This window comes from Mesorhizobium sp. C089B (genome assembly GCF_030323125.1).
Classification (GTDB): Bacteria; Pseudomonadota; Alphaproteobacteria; order Rhizobiales; family Rhizobiaceae; genus Mesorhizobium.
Map to the genome: position 1 here is coordinate 6148396 of NZ_CP100469.1, position 16159 is coordinate 6164554.

General features: G+C 60.8%; 17 protein-coding genes and 1 pseudogene. 4 read left to right on the forward strand and 14 right to left on the reverse strand.

Annotation, left to right across the window (positions count from 1 at the left end; genetic code table 11):
• The first annotated feature begins 33 nt into the window (after nucleotides 1-33).
• The 3 genes from ssuD to NLY44_RS30035 are packed head-to-tail and all read left to right on the forward strand — an operon-like array spanning nucleotide 34 to nucleotide 3170.
• Nucleotides 34-1209: an FMNH2-dependent alkanesulfonate monooxygenase gene (ssuD, locus tag NLY44_RS30025; RefSeq protein ID WP_023686773.1), complete on the forward strand. Its 1176-nt coding sequence runs from the start codon at nucleotides 34-36 to the stop codon at nucleotides 1207-1209.
• A complete protein-coding gene (locus NLY44_RS30030; RefSeq protein ID WP_023686774.1) occupies nucleotides 1206-2636 on the forward strand; it encodes an FAD/NAD(P)-binding protein in 1431 nt (476 codons plus the stop codon). The genes ssuD and NLY44_RS30030 overlap by 4 nt, the downstream gene beginning before the upstream one ends.
• A gap of 27 nt (nucleotides 2637-2663) precedes the next feature.
• Nucleotides 2664-3170, forward strand: a complete 507-nt coding sequence (locus tag NLY44_RS30035) for a flavin reductase family protein (RefSeq protein WP_050587397.1) — start codon at nucleotides 2664-2666, stop codon at nucleotides 3168-3170.
• A 343-nt stretch (nucleotides 3171-3513) separates the two neighbouring features.
• On the opposite strand, the gene NLY44_RS30040 is transcribed toward NLY44_RS30035, so the two are convergent.
• From NLY44_RS30040 to NLY44_RS30065, 6 genes are all read right to left on the reverse strand, one after another.
• On the reverse strand, nucleotides 3514-4017 hold the full coding sequence (locus tag NLY44_RS30040) for a DoxX family protein (protein ID WP_023686775.1): 504 nt from the start codon (nucleotides 4015-4017) through the stop codon (nucleotides 3514-3516).
• Nucleotides 4018-4070: 53 nt separating this feature from the next.
• On the reverse strand, nucleotides 4071-4550 hold the full coding sequence (locus NLY44_RS30045) for a tetratricopeptide repeat protein (protein ID WP_023670612.1): 480 nt from the start codon (nucleotides 4548-4550) through the stop codon (nucleotides 4071-4073).
• A 31-nt stretch (nucleotides 4551-4581) separates the two neighbouring features.
• A complete protein-coding gene (locus NLY44_RS30050) occupies nucleotides 4582-5553 on the reverse strand; it encodes an MBL fold metallo-hydrolase (RefSeq protein WP_023670611.1) in 972 nt (323 codons plus the stop codon).
• Nucleotides 5554-5722: 169 nt separating this feature from the next.
• On the reverse strand, nucleotides 5723-5893 hold the full coding sequence (locus NLY44_RS30055) for a DUF680 domain-containing protein (protein ID WP_023804513.1): 171 nt from the start codon (nucleotides 5891-5893) through the stop codon (nucleotides 5723-5725).
• 277 nt (nucleotides 5894-6170) lie between these two features.
• Entirely contained in the window at nucleotides 6171-7010 is an 840-nt protein-coding gene (locus tag NLY44_RS30060; protein ID WP_023723369.1) for an anti-sigma factor family protein, read from the reverse strand.
• Entirely contained in the window at nucleotides 7007-7549 is a 543-nt protein-coding gene (locus NLY44_RS30065; RefSeq protein WP_023670608.1) for a sigma-70 family RNA polymerase sigma factor, read from the reverse strand. The genes NLY44_RS30060 and NLY44_RS30065 overlap by 4 nt, the downstream gene beginning before the upstream one ends.
• Before the next feature lie 463 nt (nucleotides 7550-8012).
• Here NLY44_RS30065 and NLY44_RS30070 point away from each other — a divergent pair, with 463 nt between their 5' ends.
• Entirely contained in the window at nucleotides 8013-8324 is a 312-nt protein-coding gene (locus NLY44_RS30070) for an AraC family transcriptional regulator N-terminal domain-containing protein (protein ID WP_460221688.1), read from the forward strand.
• A gap of 948 nt (nucleotides 8325-9272) precedes the next feature.
• On the opposite strand, the gene NLY44_RS30075 is transcribed toward NLY44_RS30070, so the two are convergent.
• The 8 genes and pseudogenes from NLY44_RS30075 to NLY44_RS30105 all read right to left on the reverse strand — a co-directional run bounded on the left by NLY44_RS30075 (nucleotide 9273) and on the right by NLY44_RS30105 (nucleotide 16141).
• Nucleotides 9273-10223 carry an FAD-binding oxidoreductase gene (locus NLY44_RS30075; RefSeq protein ID WP_353654473.1) on the reverse strand — a complete coding sequence of 317 codons (951 nt, stop codon included), beginning with the start codon at nucleotides 10221-10223 and terminating at the stop codon, nucleotides 9273-9275.
• Nucleotides 10224-10654: pseudogene (locus NLY44_RS33135) on the reverse strand (FAD-binding oxidoreductase); the annotation flags it as partial. It abuts the gene before it with no gap.
• Nucleotides 10651-12297 (reverse strand): 5-guanidino-2-oxopentanoate decarboxylase, encoded by a 1647-nt coding sequence (locus tag NLY44_RS30080; protein ID WP_023686779.1) that lies wholly within the window; start codon nucleotides 12295-12297, stop codon nucleotides 10651-10653. The pseudogene NLY44_RS33135 and the gene NLY44_RS30080, both read right to left, overlap by 4 nt.
• Nucleotide 12298: 1 nt before the next feature.
• The gene (locus NLY44_RS30085; protein ID WP_286456217.1) at nucleotides 12299-12571 is read right to left on the reverse strand and encodes a hypothetical protein; all 273 of its coding nucleotides are present in this window, start codon (nucleotides 12569-12571) and stop codon (nucleotides 12299-12301) included.
• A 62-nt stretch (nucleotides 12572-12633) separates the two neighbouring features.
• The gene (locus NLY44_RS30090; RefSeq protein WP_286456219.1) at nucleotides 12634-13494 is read right to left on the reverse strand and encodes a M20 family metallopeptidase; all 861 of its coding nucleotides are present in this window, start codon (nucleotides 13492-13494) and stop codon (nucleotides 12634-12636) included.
• A gap of 116 nt (nucleotides 13495-13610) precedes the next feature.
• Nucleotides 13611-14285 (reverse strand): GntR family transcriptional regulator, encoded by a 675-nt coding sequence (locus NLY44_RS30095; RefSeq protein ID WP_023686781.1) that lies wholly within the window; start codon nucleotides 14283-14285, stop codon nucleotides 13611-13613.
• A 170-nt stretch (nucleotides 14286-14455) separates the two neighbouring features.
• Complete coding sequence (locus tag NLY44_RS30100) at nucleotides 14456-15745, reverse strand: class-III pyridoxal-phosphate-dependent aminotransferase (protein WP_023804511.1); 1290 nt, start codon at nucleotides 15743-15745, stop codon at nucleotides 14456-14458.
• 21 nt (nucleotides 15746-15766) lie between these two features.
• Nucleotides 15767-16141: a nuclear transport factor 2 family protein gene (locus NLY44_RS30105; protein WP_023686783.1), complete on the reverse strand. Its 375-nt coding sequence runs from the start codon at nucleotides 16139-16141 to the stop codon at nucleotides 15767-15769.
• Between the last annotated feature and the right edge of the window lie 18 nt (nucleotides 16142-16159).

Below are 16159 nucleotides of genomic sequence, written 5' to 3' on the forward strand. Positions count from 1 at the left end.
GCGGGAACGCCGTAAAGTCACAAAGGACTATTCATGAGCACTGCCACCCCCGACAGGATCAAGGTCCTGTGGTTCTTGCCCACCCATGGCGACAGCCGCTATCTCGGCACCTCCGAGGGCGGCAGGGCGGTCGACCTGCCCTATCTCACTCAGGTCGCCAAGGCGGCCGACGCCATCGGCTATTATGGCGCGCTGCTGCCGACCGGGCGCAGTTGCGAAGACAGCTGGGTGGTGGCGTCGGCGTTGGCGCCGCTGACGCAACGACTTCGCTTTCTCGTTGCGGTCCGTCCAGGGCTGCAGTCGCCGACGCTCGCCGCGCGCATGACCTCGACGCTCGACCGCATTTCGGGCGGGCGCTTGCTGATCAACGTGGTCACGGGCGGCGATCCGGTCGAGAACAAGGGCGATGGCATATTCCTCAGCCATGACGAGCGCTATGAGGTGACGCGGGAATTCCTCGACATCTACAAGGCCGTGCTCAGCGGCGAAACCGTAGCCTTCGAAGGCAAGCATTTCCACATCGAAGATGGCAGGTTGCTGTTCCCGCCGGTGCAGACGCCGCACCCGCCGCTCTATTTCGGCGGCTCGTCGGACGCGGCCAATGCGGTCGCCGCCGAGCAGATCGACAAATACCTCACCTGGGGCGAGCCGCCGGCGGACGTCGCCGCCAAGGTCGAGCATGTGCGCGGCCTTGCCGAAAAGGCCGGCCGCGAAGTGAGCTTCGGCATCCGATTGCATGTCATCGTTCGCGAGACCAATGACGAGGCCTGGGCCGATGCCGACCGGCTGATCAGCCGCCTCGACGACAAGACGATCGCCGAGGCGCAAAAGGTTTTTGCCCGCATGGACTCCGTCGGTCAGTCGCGCATGAGCCGGTTGCATGGCGGCAGCCGCGACAAGCTCGAAATCAGCCCGAACCTTTGGGCCGGCGTTGGCCTTGTGCGCGGCGGCGCCGGCACCGCCTTGGTCGGTGATGCGGCGACCGTGGCGGAACGGATCGACGAATACCGAAGGATTGGCATCGATACCTTCATCCTGTCCGGCTATCCGCATCTGGAGGAAGCCTATCGCTTCGGCGAACTGGTGCTGCCGCTGCTGCCGCTCGATCACGAAATCTCGACCCGGCCGACGACGGTGAACATGGGACCGTTCGGCGAAACGGTGGCCGGAGATCATCGACCATCGGCGCTGCGCGCGAGCCAGTCTTGAGCGCTTCCCGCAGGGCTGGGAAACTGACGGTCGCCATCATTGGCGGCGGCTTTTCCGGCGCCGCAACCGCGTTTCACCTGGCGCGGCTGCTGCCCGCCGATGCAGCCGATATAGGGGTCGTCGAACCGCGCGAGGCGCTCGGCTATGGTCTGGCCTATTCGACGGCCGATCCCTCGCACCGCATCAACGTGCGGGCGTCCAGGATGACGCTGATCTCAGGTGAGGAGGGCCATTTTTCCGACTGGCTGGAGCAGACCGGCGCCATTCTGGACGATACGCAGGCCATCGCCGCCAGCGGCGCGATCTACCCGCAGCGTCGGGTCTTCGGCCGCTATGTCGAATCCCACTTGCAGCCCTTCCTGCAAAGCAAGGCGATCCGCCATGTCAGGGCCGAAGTTGCTTGGGTCGAGCGCAGTGGCGAGGGCTACCGGCTCGTCCTGTCCGATGGCGCAACGCTTTCCGCCGATGCTGTGGTGATCGCGGCGACGCATCCATTGCCGGCCCTCCCGGCGCCGCTGCGCAGCGTGGTCTCAGTCGCCGGATTGGTGGCCAATCCCTACGATCTCGAACGGCTGCAGGCGATCGGCCGCGACGACCGTGTTCTCATTGTTGGCACCGGTCTGACCTCGGCCGACGTCATTGCAACCCTCGACCGTAGAGGTCATCGCGGCCGTATCACGGCACTGTCGCGCCATGGCTACCGCTCGCATGTGCAGGCCGCGACGCAGGGCGACCCGATAGGCGACTTCACCAGCCTGCCTTTATGCAGCGCCACGGTGCTGCTCGGGCACATCCGGGCCACGATCGCGGCAGCGAGGCGACAGGGCGGAGACTGGTATCCGGTCCTCGACGCTGTCCGGCGTCAGGGGCAGTTGATCTGGCAGGCCTTGCCGCTCGCCGAGCAGCGCCGCGTGGTGCGCCATCTTCGCGCGCTCTGGGATGTACATCGTTTCCGCATCGCGCCACAGGTAGCAGTCGTGCTGGATCGCCGCCTTGCCGAGGGGACGCTCGCTTATCGCGCCGCATCGATTGTCGAGGCCGATGAGGCCGACGGGCATATCCGCGTCACGCAGCGGTCAAGGCGCCGACACGACCTCATCGTCGAGACGTTCGACAGCGTGATCGTGACGACCGGGCCGGCGCATGCCGACATTCTTCGCACCAACACGGCGATTGCCGCCCTTGGACATCTGGGCCTGGTCCGTCTTGACCCAACCGGCCTTGGTCTCGACACCGACAGCCACGGCCGCGCGGTCGATGCGTCAGGTCACCCGGCCGACAATATTTTCATCAGCGGACCCCTGGCGCGCGGCAGCGTCGGCGAGCTGATGGGCATCCCTGAAGTCACCGCCCATGCCGAGAGCATCGCCACTGAAATTCACCAATGGTTGGGTTACCAGACGGCGTTGCGTCGCAGGGCGTCGTGAAGATGCAAACACGATGAGGCTATCCAGATGACACTAACCGAACGCATTCTGCCGGATGAAACCCGGATCCCCCTGAAATTTGCGATGCGACACCTGGCCGGAGCCGTGTCCGTGGTCACCGCAGGCATCGGCGACGAGCGGACGGGCGCAACAATTACCACCGCCCATTCCTTGTCGGTCGAACCGGAGGTGATGGTCGTCAGCATCAACCTGAGCTCGTCGACATGGGCAGCCATCAGCCGGCATGGGCACTTCTGCGTGAATGTGCTACGCGCCGACCAGATCGCGATTGCCGACCGTTTTGCCGGCCGAGGCGGCCTCAAGGGGCAGGCGCGCTACGAGGGTGCGCGCTGGTCCACCCTTGCAAGCGGCGCACTGGCACTCGAAGGTGCGCTTGCCGCGGTAGACTGCACGGTCGAGGACACCATCATTCGTCACAGCCATGCGCTGATCCTCGGCACCGTCCGACATGTGGTGAGCGGAGAGCCTGGCCCAGCGTTGATCTATCATCGCGGCGCATATGGATCATCTTGAGCGGGTTGGTACGTGTCGTTTTCTGACAGCCATGCAAATCTCGGAAAAGTGACGCTCGCGATGCTTGGCCTTCTGGCATACCAGAACCGCGAATGATCCGCGGCGCGGGAGCACGTAATTCAAACAACGGATGCCTTGAACCTCTGCAGATCGCCGACTGCAACAACGATTAAGAGGCTTGCTGATCGGAATCGTCGCAGGTCCTTCCTGGGCATTACTATCCGCGCCGATAAGCGGACGTAAAATGGAGGACACGCCAGGAACGGCTTGCGTCACCCCCCGAGGCAGTTTGCGGGCGCCGACCGGGCGGGCGGGTTGTATGATGCCCGGCGTGTTGGCCGGTTTAGAATGGAAGCTTGATTTCGCCCACCGAGAGAGGCCTACCGGCCGCTATGAGCGCCGCAACCGTCTCTCTGTCCTGTTGCCGGCGCTTCACGAGGCCGTTCAGCACCCTATCGAGAGATATCGCCCCGGCGCCGGCTACGGCCAGGACGAACATGCCGCCCGCTATGGCGAGATCCTTTTCGAGATGCAGCAATTCGTTCTGGTTGGCGAAATTGGTGTGGAACAAAGCTGCCGTTGCCAAACAGAACAGTCCGAGCGCCACCGCGCCCAGACGCGTCTGCAGACCAAGGCCGACCGAAAAGCCAGCTCCCAGCTGCAGCGCTATGGTGGCTATTAAAAGCGGCAGGCTGACGCCGAGCGCCGTCATCGCCTTGGCTGCACCGGCGAAATGCGTCGCCAGCTCCAGGCCTTCATGCACGAAGAGCAATGAGAGCAGCAGGCGACCCGTCAGCAGGGTCAAGTCGGTGAGATGTGGTTTCCAGGCGGTTTGTGTCGTTGTCACGATGGGCTCCAGGCAATGGGAAAGGGGCAGGCGCCTTGCAGCACCTGCCTGGTTTACTTTGTCACCTTGGTGTCGATGGCCTTGTGGAGGTCTTCGAGTTCTTCACAGCCGGCGGGACACAGCTTCTGCAGCGACGCCAACTGCTCGTTGGCCTTGGCCATGTCGCCGGTCTCTACATAGAGTTCGCCCAGATATTCGCGGGCGGCCTTGTGGTCGGGCTTCAGCTCGAGCGCCTTGTTGTAGTAGGTCAGCGCCGTGGTGAAATCGCCCGTCTTGCGCAGCGTGAAGCCGAGCAGGTTGTAGACGTCGGCCTGCTGGTTGTCCTGCGCGAGATCACGCAGATCGGCCAGCGCGCCCTTGTAGTCCTTGACGGCGATCTTGGCCTGGACGGCGGTGAGGTCGGGTGCATCGGTGCCTTCGAGGTCGTCGACCGCATAGGCCGGCATGATAGTGGCCACGGGAACGACGGTCAGCACGGCAATGGCGCCGAGCAGGCCAAACAGGGCGTGCTTGCCCAGATAGGATTGCTTCATCATCTTTCTCGCTTGGGTTGGGAGCTCGCGCTCAAATCTGAACTGGGGTGAAACCATAGGCATTGCCGTCTTTCACGAAGACGCCGGTGCCGGGGAACGGGAAATGCGAACCCGAGATCCGGATGTTGTCGGCGATCACGCGATCGATCAGCTTGTGCCGCGTGGTGATCGCCATCGGCCCGTCCTGGTCGTAACTGCCCTGCCACTCCGGATGCGGCGCCAGAAGGGCGGGCACATACATGGTGTCGGCCGAGATCATCAGCTGTTCCTTGCCGGAGTTGGCGAGGTAGACCGAATGTCCCGGCGTGTGGCCGGGCGCAGCGATGATCTGGATGCCGGGTGCGACTTCGGCGCCGTCATTGACCAGCTTCCAGTTCTTCCATTTCGGAAAGTTTTCGGCGATGCGCTTGCCCGCCGGCTTGCGGCCTTCCGGCAGCTTGGCCAGCCGGCTGGGGTCGGTCCACCAATTGTATTCCGTGGCGTTGACGATCAGCTCGGCATTGGGGAACACCGGTGCATCGGTCCCCTTTTCCATCAGGCCCCAGACATGGTCGGGGTGGAAATGCGAGATCATGATGGTGTCGATCGTCTTATAGTCGATGCCGGCGGCGGCCATGTTGGCCGGCAGATGGGTGGCATTGGTCTGCCATTGGCCGACGCCCGATCCGGCATCCATCATGATCAGCCTGCCGTTCATCTTGAGGACGATGACGGTGAGCGGGATGGGCATGAAGTCTGTCGTCAGGCCGGCCTTGGCAAGCGCTGCCTTGGTGTCCTCGACGGAAACATCCTTGATGAAGGCCGGGTCGTGCGGCTTGCGCCAGATGCCGTCATAGATGGCGGTGACCTCGATATCACCGACCTTGTATTTGTAGAAGCCGACGGTCGGCTCGACCGACGTTTCGGCGAAGGCGGGACGGGTGAATTCCAGCTTGCCGGCCAGACCGAAGGCGGTCGCGGCGAGCGTGGTTCCAAGCAACGTGCGACGTGTCATCATGAACATAGGTGATCTCCTGCAGCCTTATGGGGTGATGATGGAGAGCCAAAGGTTTGGCTCTCCATCGTGAGTGGTAAGAGAAGATGTTCGGAAGGGTGCCTTCAGCGGCCCCAGATGCCGTCGTTGTTGTGCCTGGTGATGATGTCCTGAACCGACCCCTGGCGCGGCCCGGTCGTCACCATGGTGTCGACGCCGGCTTGGCGCGGGGAGGGGAAATGGAAGCAGTGGCATTGGTGTCAACGGTAGCGACCGGCTGATTGGAGTTGTTGCCGCCATGGTCGCTGCCGGCAAAGGCAGCGGTTGAGGCAAGCAGCATGGCAGCCACGCTGAGAGCGAGCTTGGTCATTTCGGTAGATCCTTTTTTCGTTTCTTGGGTGCGTGCCGGGAAATTGGCCCCGCTAACAACAAGACCCATCAGGACATCCCTTTATTCCCGGGCGGCGCGAAATTCTTTTGAGATTTCCCGAAAACAGGGGCCGGCGTCCGCCCCGAACTGGAGCCGACGCTGCACGAGGACGCGTTCGACGTCGGCGCCATGCTGCCGTGGTCTGTCACCCGGGCAGGAACGTCAAGGCTAGCGCAGGTCGGCACTCGATATCGGTTGGAGTGCCGACGGTCGGTTATCAGCCGGGGACGACCGCGGCGCGGAAGCGCGCCACGAAGTCGTCGAGCTCCGGCCGCTCCATGTCGGAAATCGCCCAGTAGGAGAAGGCGCCGTCGCTCCATTGCACCAGCGAGAAGCCGCCCTCCGAGAGATCGACGGGGTCGGTCACCGCCCCGGCATTTTGCGGCTCGGCGACAAGGGTGATCAAATGCTCGCGGTGGCGATAAACCAGCGCCGGCACTGCCCGGCCGCCAATGACCTCGACCCTGCCACCGATGAGCGCAAATCCGTCTTTCACCATATCAGGAGCCGGCGGCGAAAGGCCGAGCCTTGCATCGAGCCATGGCTTTACGGTGTGCCGGTCCGACGAGACTACATCGACGGGGCTGGTCGCCAGCAGGCTGCGTTGGTGGCCGCTGGCCACGCCTGCGGCAAAGCTATCGGCTACGCTAGGCTGCATCGCCCATTGCGTCGCGCCGCTGGCCAGAACAGCGCTGATCATGATCGAGGCCGCCATGGTGCGCCAGTCGAATGATCCGAAGTTGCGCGCCGACCACCACGTTCGAGCGGACTTCGCCCGTATCGGCGCTCTGGGCCGCAGCACCTCGACGCTGCCGGATGCTGCCATGGCTGCAATGCGCGCGCTGAACTCGTCGCTCACCTGGGGCTTCGGAAGCCTGGCCACAGCCCCTTGCAAGACCATGATGCGGGCATGTTCGGCCGCCAGCTTGGGATCGGCCGCGATGCGCCGCTCGACAGCCATGGCCGCGGCGGCGTCAAGCTCGCCATCTATCAGCGCGTGCAGCATCAGGTTCATGCCTGCGGCGTCCTCGGGCAATCCATCGTTGTGCGCACTCATTGCGCCCTCCCAAGGTCAGAGATCAGCAGGCCACGCGCCCGCGCCAGCCGCGACATCACCGTGCCCATCGGCACGCCCAGCATGGCTGCGATATCGCGGTAGGCTAGGCCATTGACGTCGCGCAGCACGAGCGTTTCTCGAAAGGGTTGCGGCAGAGCGGCGATCGCCGCCTCCAGGGCCGCCACGTCTGCCCTGGCAATCAGGCTCGCCTCCGGGCTTTCGCTCTCAGTCGGATCGACTGCGTGAGCGGCGCTCACCTCGTCGAGATCACCGAGGTCGCCCACCGAGACGATGCTGCGCGGGCGATTGCGCGCCAGCCATGTGTAACACGAGTTGCGAACGATGGTGAGCAGCCAGGCACGTGCATTGCCGCCGGCATAGCTTGCGATGTTGGCGTGTGCCTTCATGCAGGCGTCCTGCACGACATCCTCGGCGTCGGTGGCATTGCCGGTCAGCCAGCGGGCGAGCGAAAGCGCGTCGGCGAGATGGGGCATTACCACTTCGCCGAAGCGGTCGGCTCGCGCATTGCTGCTTAGCATCGGTACACCGTCACATGCGCCTCGCCTTGAGTGCTCATGGGGCGAGAATGGTTCTGCGTTGCGATCGAACCCAGAGGAAACATCCCGGGTCGCCAACTGCGTTGAATGTGAGGGCAAACGTCGCATCGGTGTCAATCACGCACTGGACCGCAAACATGCATCCAGATGGATGCTTCTCGAGCACAAGCATTGCCGAATTCACGACCCATTTCGCATGCGCGGCACCTCAGCTTTCCCGATCCCGACCGCGGCAGCACCTTCGGCAGACAGGTGAGCCAGCCGGCCGCAGGCGGCCGACCTATCGCCTTCCAGAGGTCCTGGAACGCGTCGACCGATACCGTCGTGCTCGGCAATGTGTGGGTTTGCAGTGCGGCGTCCCTTCAAGGTCAATCAGCAGCTCATGCATGGAGGACCAGGGCAAGCGGCTTTTTATTCCCGGACAGCGTGATTCTTTCTCGGCAATGTGATTGGTCCGGGCGCCCTGGTTTTGGCATTGCGTTTGATGAAACTACTCGATCGTCCGGCGTCAATCCCAATCCTGCAGAACCAGCTTATTCGTGAGATGCACTACTGGCTGCTGACAGGTCGCCACGGTGCAGGCATCCACGCGCTCGGGAATCACCGACAGCCATGCAAGCCGCCTCGGGCCGGCCGTCGCGCTTATCAGAGCGGCCTATGCGGAGGCGCTGACGGTGGAGAATTGGCCGAAGTCGCCGGCATGAGTCGTTCTCACTCAGTTCGATCGTCGGCCGCCCGTCCAAGCGAGAACGGTTGAGCTCCCGTTCATCAAGCATATCCAAGTTTGATGCTGTCAAACCATCGTTTCATTCAAATCACTTTAGAAAATTTGGGGTGAGCGTAGACAAGATGCCGCCTGTGCGTCCGCCGATAATTGATTGCTGGACGACTTGAGACATGGGATGCGCATTTTGAACGTACGATCTAGGTATCTTCGTGCTGCCCCGGTTAAGTTCGACATGGAAGCTTTTCTTTGTGGCCGACATCATTGGCATGAGTTCCATTCTGAAGCTTTTCAGCGAGACCGGTCCGACGATGAATGTCAATTCAACCGCGGCCAAGCTCCGACAACCATGGTTTCACCAGGTATAAGCGTGGCTAGTCCTCAGAGGGTTCCGGGCAGGCTTTGGTATGTGGCCCTCGCGGGGGCTGTTTGTGGGATGTTTACATTGGTGTTGTTCCTCGTTTCATCAAAGCAATCCCTGCCTCTGCGCACGACCTATGTAAAATATGGATGCATTCCCGACGATCCTGCAAAACGCGAATGGGATCAATATCTTGGGCTGTCGACCTGCAAATGAGCAGCATGCCGATGCTAAGCTCAGCCCGGGCTTGGCCGGGTCTCGATAAATCGGCCTTACCCTGAACGATGTCGCCGGGCGATGCTGGCGCCGCATCTGTATGTTGATTACCGGTCGACTGGCAACGTTGGTGTCCCAGCCAGCAGCGACTGACTTGGCAAGGTCCTCATGGAACCTGATTCGGAAATTGAGAGTGATGCGTCTCTTGCCGCCAACGTACGACCAGGAATGCTGCGCCCGGCGGCCAGTCGGACGCGCTTCGTCACAATCCGTTAGGGCATCCAACCTGCTCGACATTCATTGCCTCACGACTGGGGGATGAGCAGATCCAAAAGATGAAGTCCGCACGTTGTGCCGGGAAAAATATCAGGCTGTAGCGCGCATATTGTACGCTGTTGCTCCCGTTAACGAGCTGATGCGTATTGAGCATCAAGAGACTTGGGTTCGTACGATATATGCGGGTTTAGAATTCCTGCAGGATCGAGAGCAGCGCGGATGCGGTTCATCGCTGCGATTTCGGCCGTTGATCGCGATCGCCAAAGATGGGCCGCCTTCTCTCGGCCGATCCCATGTTCGGCAGAAATCGAAGACGGTTCGTACGACGCCAAGGCGTCATAGACGCATTCCTCGATAAGGCGTGTCGCGTCGGACAAAGACCCGTCGTGTCCGATCATGAAATGAATGTTGCCGTCCGCGAGATGCCCAAAATAGTAGGCGACGGCGTCTGATATTCGGGCTTTGAGGCGCGCTTCGACGTCTGCGATGTAAGCGGCATACTTATGTGGCCGCATGCTGACGTCGAAGGAAAGCACATGTTTATGGGCTCGCTCGATGACATCGGACCCATCACGGATCGACCAGAGACGGCGCTCCTGGACCGGTGTTGTCGCCAACGCGCTGTCGATAATGTCGTCGATGCCCTCCAAAGCTCCGACCAAACTGTCGACTGCCTGTTCGCTGCTATCCATGCCCTCGACCTGGGCGAGCAAATAAACGGGATGACCCGGTGGAAGCGGAGGCGTCTCTGCCGACAGTGCGGTGCTCACTTTCTCGAAATAGCGGTTCCACATGATTTCCAACGCCAATAAAGAATGGCAGCAGGCACGCTCTAGTGCCTCCATCACCACGAGGGCGCTGTTCAGGTGGTTGAGTGCCAACAGAACACTTGCCGTGCCGGCCGGTCGACGGCTGAGCTTCAGCAACGCTTTGGTCACAACACCCAGAGTTCCCTCGGAGCCGATGAATATCTGCTTCAGGTCGTAACCTGCGTTGTTCTTAGGCAAACCCCGCAGATCGGTAAGTATCGCCCCATCGGAAAGGACCACCTCAATGCCGACAACGTTGGATCGGGTCATGCCGAAGCGGATGACGGAGTTCCCGCCCGCGTTCGTGGCGATATTTCCGCCGATGGTGCAGCTACCCCGAGCGCCGAGATCGACCCCATATCGTAGATCGTGGTCCGCAGCGAAATCATGGACCGCCTCCAACTTCGTTCCTGCCCCACCACAACCAGGCGCGTGCTCGGGTCGAAGCTCTCGATCCGATTTAGCCTCTCGGTGGAAATTCCGAAGTAGTGCGATGGGGTGTGGGTGCCATGCACGAGCCCGGTGAGCCCGCCCAGCGTAACCACTGGAGCCTGTTGCTCATGAAAGAGCTTCAGGCACTCCGCCACTGCCTTGGTGGTCCCGGGTCTGACGACAAGCGCTGGGCCACCTGGCGGCCCGGCAATGACATTCGACTCGCCCACGACCTGCCGAAGTCCAGCCTCAAGGGTCTCGTTGTTCATGACACGCCTGCGCCTGAAAACATTGCCGCGTCATTGTCTATCTGGAGCAGGGTCGGTCTGTTTCTTTTGAAAGCTTCCTTGAGTTCATGGGTGAGCTGTATGAGTGATTCAATTTGAACGGCATGGCATCCGAAACCCGTCGCAATCATCTGGAAGTCGGGCGTGTAGAGATCTACGCCCACCGTGGGGATGTCCGACGCAATCATGGCATCTCGTATTTCGCCATATGCTCGGTTGTTCCAGAGAATAACGGGAAGGCTGACTTCATTCTCAACTGCTGAGGTGAGTTCCTCGATCGTGTAGAGGAAGCTGCCGTCGCCGACGATCGCGACCACCTGACGATCCGGGCAGCCAATCTTCGCTCCGATAGCGGCTGGAAGGGCGCTTCCGAGCGTGCCGTACCCGTTCGGGAACAGCCATGTGCCAGGCTCTTTCGAGGGGAAGAAATGATTGCCTGTGTAAGCAAGTTGAGTGGAGTCGGCGCAGATGACGGCATTCGGATCAAGCGCTGCCGCTATGGCTCCCAAGATCGGCTTGTGCTTGTGAGACTCCGAGGACCAACCGGCGTCTTTCTCCACCGACGTCCGGATGTCCGCGACCCGTCGCCGAGCGATTTCTCTCTGATCCGCGTCGCCATCGCCGCATCCGTCGATTATCGCCTGGAGCGCGACCTTGGCGTCGGAGAGCATGGCGACGCGTGGGAGATAGTTCATGGTCAACTGCCGCGGATCGATGTCGATCCTGATTAGCGCGCCATTTATCCGGTAACTCTTGCAGGTGTAGAGCAGATCCGTCTCACTGAGTTCTGTTCCGACTGCCAGCACGACGTCGGCATCCTCGATTGCGCGATGCATCGGAGGGAAAGGAAGGCTTGAGCCGAGGGAAAGGGGATGGGTTTCCGGCAGGATTCCCTTACCGGTGTTCGTCGTCACCACGGGAATGCCAAGTTCCTCCGCGAGCGCCAGGACTTCTCGGCTCGCGCTGCGAGCGCCTCCGCCGACGATCATGATGGGGCGCTTGGCGCCCACCAGCATCGAGGAGACTCGGCTGATCACATCCGGGTGCGGCCCGGGCCTATACAGTTGGAGAGCTTGCTCAACGGGCACCGCCACCTTCGAACTGAGGAGGTCTCTCGGAACTTCGATCAAGGCCGGCCGCGGACGCGACACCTCCATCGACGACATGGCCCGGTGGAAAACCTCCTCGATGTTTGAAGGCTCGAGCAAAGTATGCGTGAAAGCAGCAATCTGCTCTTGGACTGCGGACTGCGACTTGGTCTCGTGCAGGGCGCCGCGACCCACTCCGATTTCTCCGCGCAAGTTGTTCGCGGCGATCACGAACACCGGAATGGAGTCCGAATAGGCTTCGGCAATACCGGTGGCAGCATTGAGCACGCCGGGGCCGGTTATGAGCATGCACGCAGCCGGCCGGCCGGTCGCGAACGCGTAGCCGTACGCCATAAACGCGCCACCCTGCTCATGCCGAGGCGTGACGTGCCTGATCCGCCGTTCGGGTAGAGATTTATAGAAGTCGACGGTGTGGACTCCGGGAATGGAGAAAATCGTGTCGATCCCATAGGATTCCATGAGACGAAGGATGGCGTCGGCCACCGTCGTCTCGACGACTTGCTTGTCGTCACCCATATCAGGCCTCCCCGCCTTTGGTCAGAGCCATGACGGTCCTGGCAATCTTGCGCGCGGAATTGACGAGGTCTGCCGTCCCGATGTGTTCCTCCGGTGTGTGCGCCCATTTCTCGTCGCCGGGGCCAAGACCGATCGTGGGGATGCCGGCCGCGTTCATGAACGTGCCGTTCACACCGAAACGCCAGGCCGAGATTGCCGGGGCGGTGTCGTCGACGTCGAGCGCCGCGACGATGGCAGCCTGAGCCACCAGGCTGGTTTGTGGGGTGAACATCAACGGATAGTGGTTGGTGACTTCCGCACTCCACTTGACCCCATCGGTTTCTCCGTATGCAGCCGTCAGGATTTGACTGATTTCCGAAAGGCAGCTCTCTTCATCCTCCCCCGAATGTAGCGACGGTCTACCCTCATCTTCACGAGGTCTGGTACGACGGCGGTCCCATTGTCCGGGAAGGAATGCATGCCGGTCACGACAACCGTGGCAGGACCAAGAAGGTCGTCTTCGGGCAGTGTTGACGCGTATTGCTCCAGAGCACCGATGAACGCCATCGAAAGGTAGATCGCATTGACGCCGTTCGACGGCTCCGACGCGTGGGAGGTTCGCCCATGGAAGCAGACCTCGAACTCCAGCTTGCCGCGATGACCGAGATAGACCTGTCCCCTCGTCGATTCCACGGAGATTCCGTAGTCCGCGCGAATGCCTCCTTCGATAACGGACTTCACACCCTTGGGAGAGTCGGTCTCTTCCTCGACGTCGGCGACAACGATCACATCGCCGCCCGGCTTCAGGCCGCTGCGCTGCAGGGCACCCACCGCATACACGGCCGACATGACGTTGCACTTCATGTCACACGATCCACGGCCGAAAATGGCCTGACCGCTTTCGCCCCAACGGGAAGCGTCCACGAGCTCACCGGAGAACGGATTCTGCATAGCGCCAACGGGGACGTGATCGATGTGGCCGTTGATCATGACGGATGGCCCGGTCCCGTCACCGAAAACCGTCCCGATGACATTTCCGTTCGCATCGATTTTCACGTCGTCAAAGGAAAGCTCGATCATCTTTTCGGCGACGAACTTCGCGACATTCGCCTCCTGGCCGGTGAGGCTCTCGATCCGTACCACCTTCTGGCAAGCCGCGATAAGCGCAGGAGTGTCGATCGCTTCGTCAATAGCAGCACCAACTGAATTTCTGAGCATGATGAAGTACTCTTCTGTCTACTGTCGACATTTTCGGCCTTTAGGAACGGCCTCATGTCGGGATTACGGGGAAGTTTTGGGCTGAACTCGTGATGCTGCCGTGCGGCCGCGTTGACCTATTTCGTGGAAGCAAAGGCGTCCAGTGAAGTCATTATGTGCTCAGCGAGCGCTGCGGCCGCCTTATCTGGGTCGCCGCTTTCTATCGCTTGCACGAGAGGCTCGTGCTCCTGCGCCACGTCCATGAGGTTCTTGTAACCGGCATTGTCGATCGTAAGCGCGAGGCGAAGATGGTCGAACAGAAGTCCGGCGACCTTTTCGATGTACGGGTTCTTGGCCATCCGCCAGAGAGCTTCGTGGAATTCGAGTTCTGCGTCGACCAAGCCAGGCAAATCGCGATTCTTCGCAAAATTCGACATCGTTTTGATGAGCTTGCGCAGCTTCTTGATGTCTTCGGAAGTATGGCGCTCGGCCACCGCCCTGATCGCCAACGCCTCGATGGCATTCCTCACGACATACAATTCGCGAATTTTCTCCGCACTCATCTGGATGACCGAGGTCCCGTAATGGGTGCGGCTCTCAAGAAGCCCGGCTTCGGTCAGGCGGTTGACGGCTTCGCGGATCGGCGCGCGGCTGATGCCGAGAGATTTGGCGATGCTGGCTTCGACGATGCGCTCCCCCTGGGCGATCTGTCCTGAAAGAAGTTTGGCACGGAGGTCGAAGTACACCTGGTCAGCAACCGAATTACGCTGGATCACCAAACCGTTGGTTTCATCTTGTTTCACGACACCCATGGTGGGCCTCTCTTCATGGTTGGCGCAGCCTACCGAATTCGGTCCAGCATCAGCGCAGGCAACTTAGCGGAACTTGCGGAAAAAGAATACGAAACCGTGCACAGTACTGATTCGCTCCGTTTTCCAGTGTGGAGAACCTCCCCGGCTCTTCGCCAGGGAGGGTGGGCGGATTACGCGGCAGACTTCACAGACTTGCGCAGTGAAGAGCCAGCGCGGTCGAGAGCATCAACGATCTGGTCTGCCTCCGCTTCGGTAAGCACCAGTGGAGGAAAGAACTTCAGACCGGGCGGATCGATCTCCGCGACGCTGTGGCATAAAACGCCATCGGCGAGAATCTTCCTGTAGAGTTCACGCCCCACATCCCGGTTGGCAACTTGAACCGAGACGGCGAGCCCGAAGGATGTAACGCCCTTGAGAACGTCGGAGTGTTTCGAGCAGAGCGCTTGGAAGGCGTTGTGGAGGTACGCTCCAACTTTGCGGACGTTCTCCAACAAAGCCGGACTGGAGGCGACGTCAAGCACCTTCGCCGCGACAACACAGCTAATCTCGTTGCCGCCGAGGCTGGAGATATACGCGAACCGATGCTGATTCATGCACTGCTCGTAGATCTCCGCCCGCATCAATACGGCACTCGCTGGATACAGGCCCCCCGACAAGCCCTTGCCGGTGATCATCATGTCCGGATCGATGTCATACTGCTCCGAAGCCCACAGTGTCCCCGATCGACCCAAACCGGTGCGTGTTTCGTCCACGACGAACAACACTCCGCGCTCTTTGCAAAGGCGGGACGCCTGGGTGAAGTAGTCCTTGGAAGCCGCCTCGAAGGTCTCGTAGTCCATCGGCTCGATGATGAAGGCCGCGATCTCGGAGGTAAGAAGCCGGTCGAGTTCCTCGATATCGCCGAACCGCTCGAGAAAGTTCGCGTGCGAGGGAAGATTATAGTGGTCGATGATCCCTTCTTCGGGCGAGCCCGTGACGATAGCCGCGAATCCTGTATGGCCGTGATATCCATATCTGTAGGCAAGCATCTTCTGGCGCTTGGTCACGCGGAACGCGAACATTGTGGCCAGATCGACCGAAAGAGTGGAGCAAAGCGTAATCACGCTCCGATTCAGATGGGCCTTGGGCGCGAGCGCCGCCAGCTTGTCCTGGAGTTCCAAATATTTGGCATTGGGTACCGACCAAAGCCCGGTGTCCCGGCCGTCGTCGAGAGCCTGCCGCAGCGCAGCCAGGATCTCTGGATGGCGATGTCCCAAGGCGTGCACGCCGCCGCCGGTGCCGCAGTCGATCAGACGCCGCTTGCCTTCGATGTCCCACATGTAAACGCCTTCGCGTTTGCCGATGACGAATTCAGCGCCTTTCGCCTTCTGCCGCTCAGCATTCGACCGCCAGGACCGCTCGATGAAGGCGTCGAAAATTTCGGCACTTGTGTGAAGTTCCTTGTCGTTCACGGATGTCATTTTGCTATTCCATTCTCGCAATCATTGCGCATCCAAAGTGAAGTGCCAAACCTTCGAGACGATCTTCCATCCGGCGGCGGTTTTGACGCAGGTCAGTTCGTCCACGAAGTTCTTCGGAATGAAAATCTCCTTGACCCGAAGATGAGCTGTCGTGAGGCTGGCGATCTCGATTGCAACGACCTCGTCTCGCCTCGGATCGTTGCGGGAAGCCGGTGAAACACGGCCCCGCACGATCTCGAGGTACTTGTCTACGCCCATGATTACGGGTTCCGCTTCCGTGAAGCAGTAGAGCATCGCTGCGGGATGAAACACCTCAGCGAAGAGGTCCGCCTTCCCGAAATACAGCGCGTCGAAGTACTTGTTTGCGAGTTCGCGCAACGCGGCTTGGCCTGACATGATGTCCTCCCTTACGTT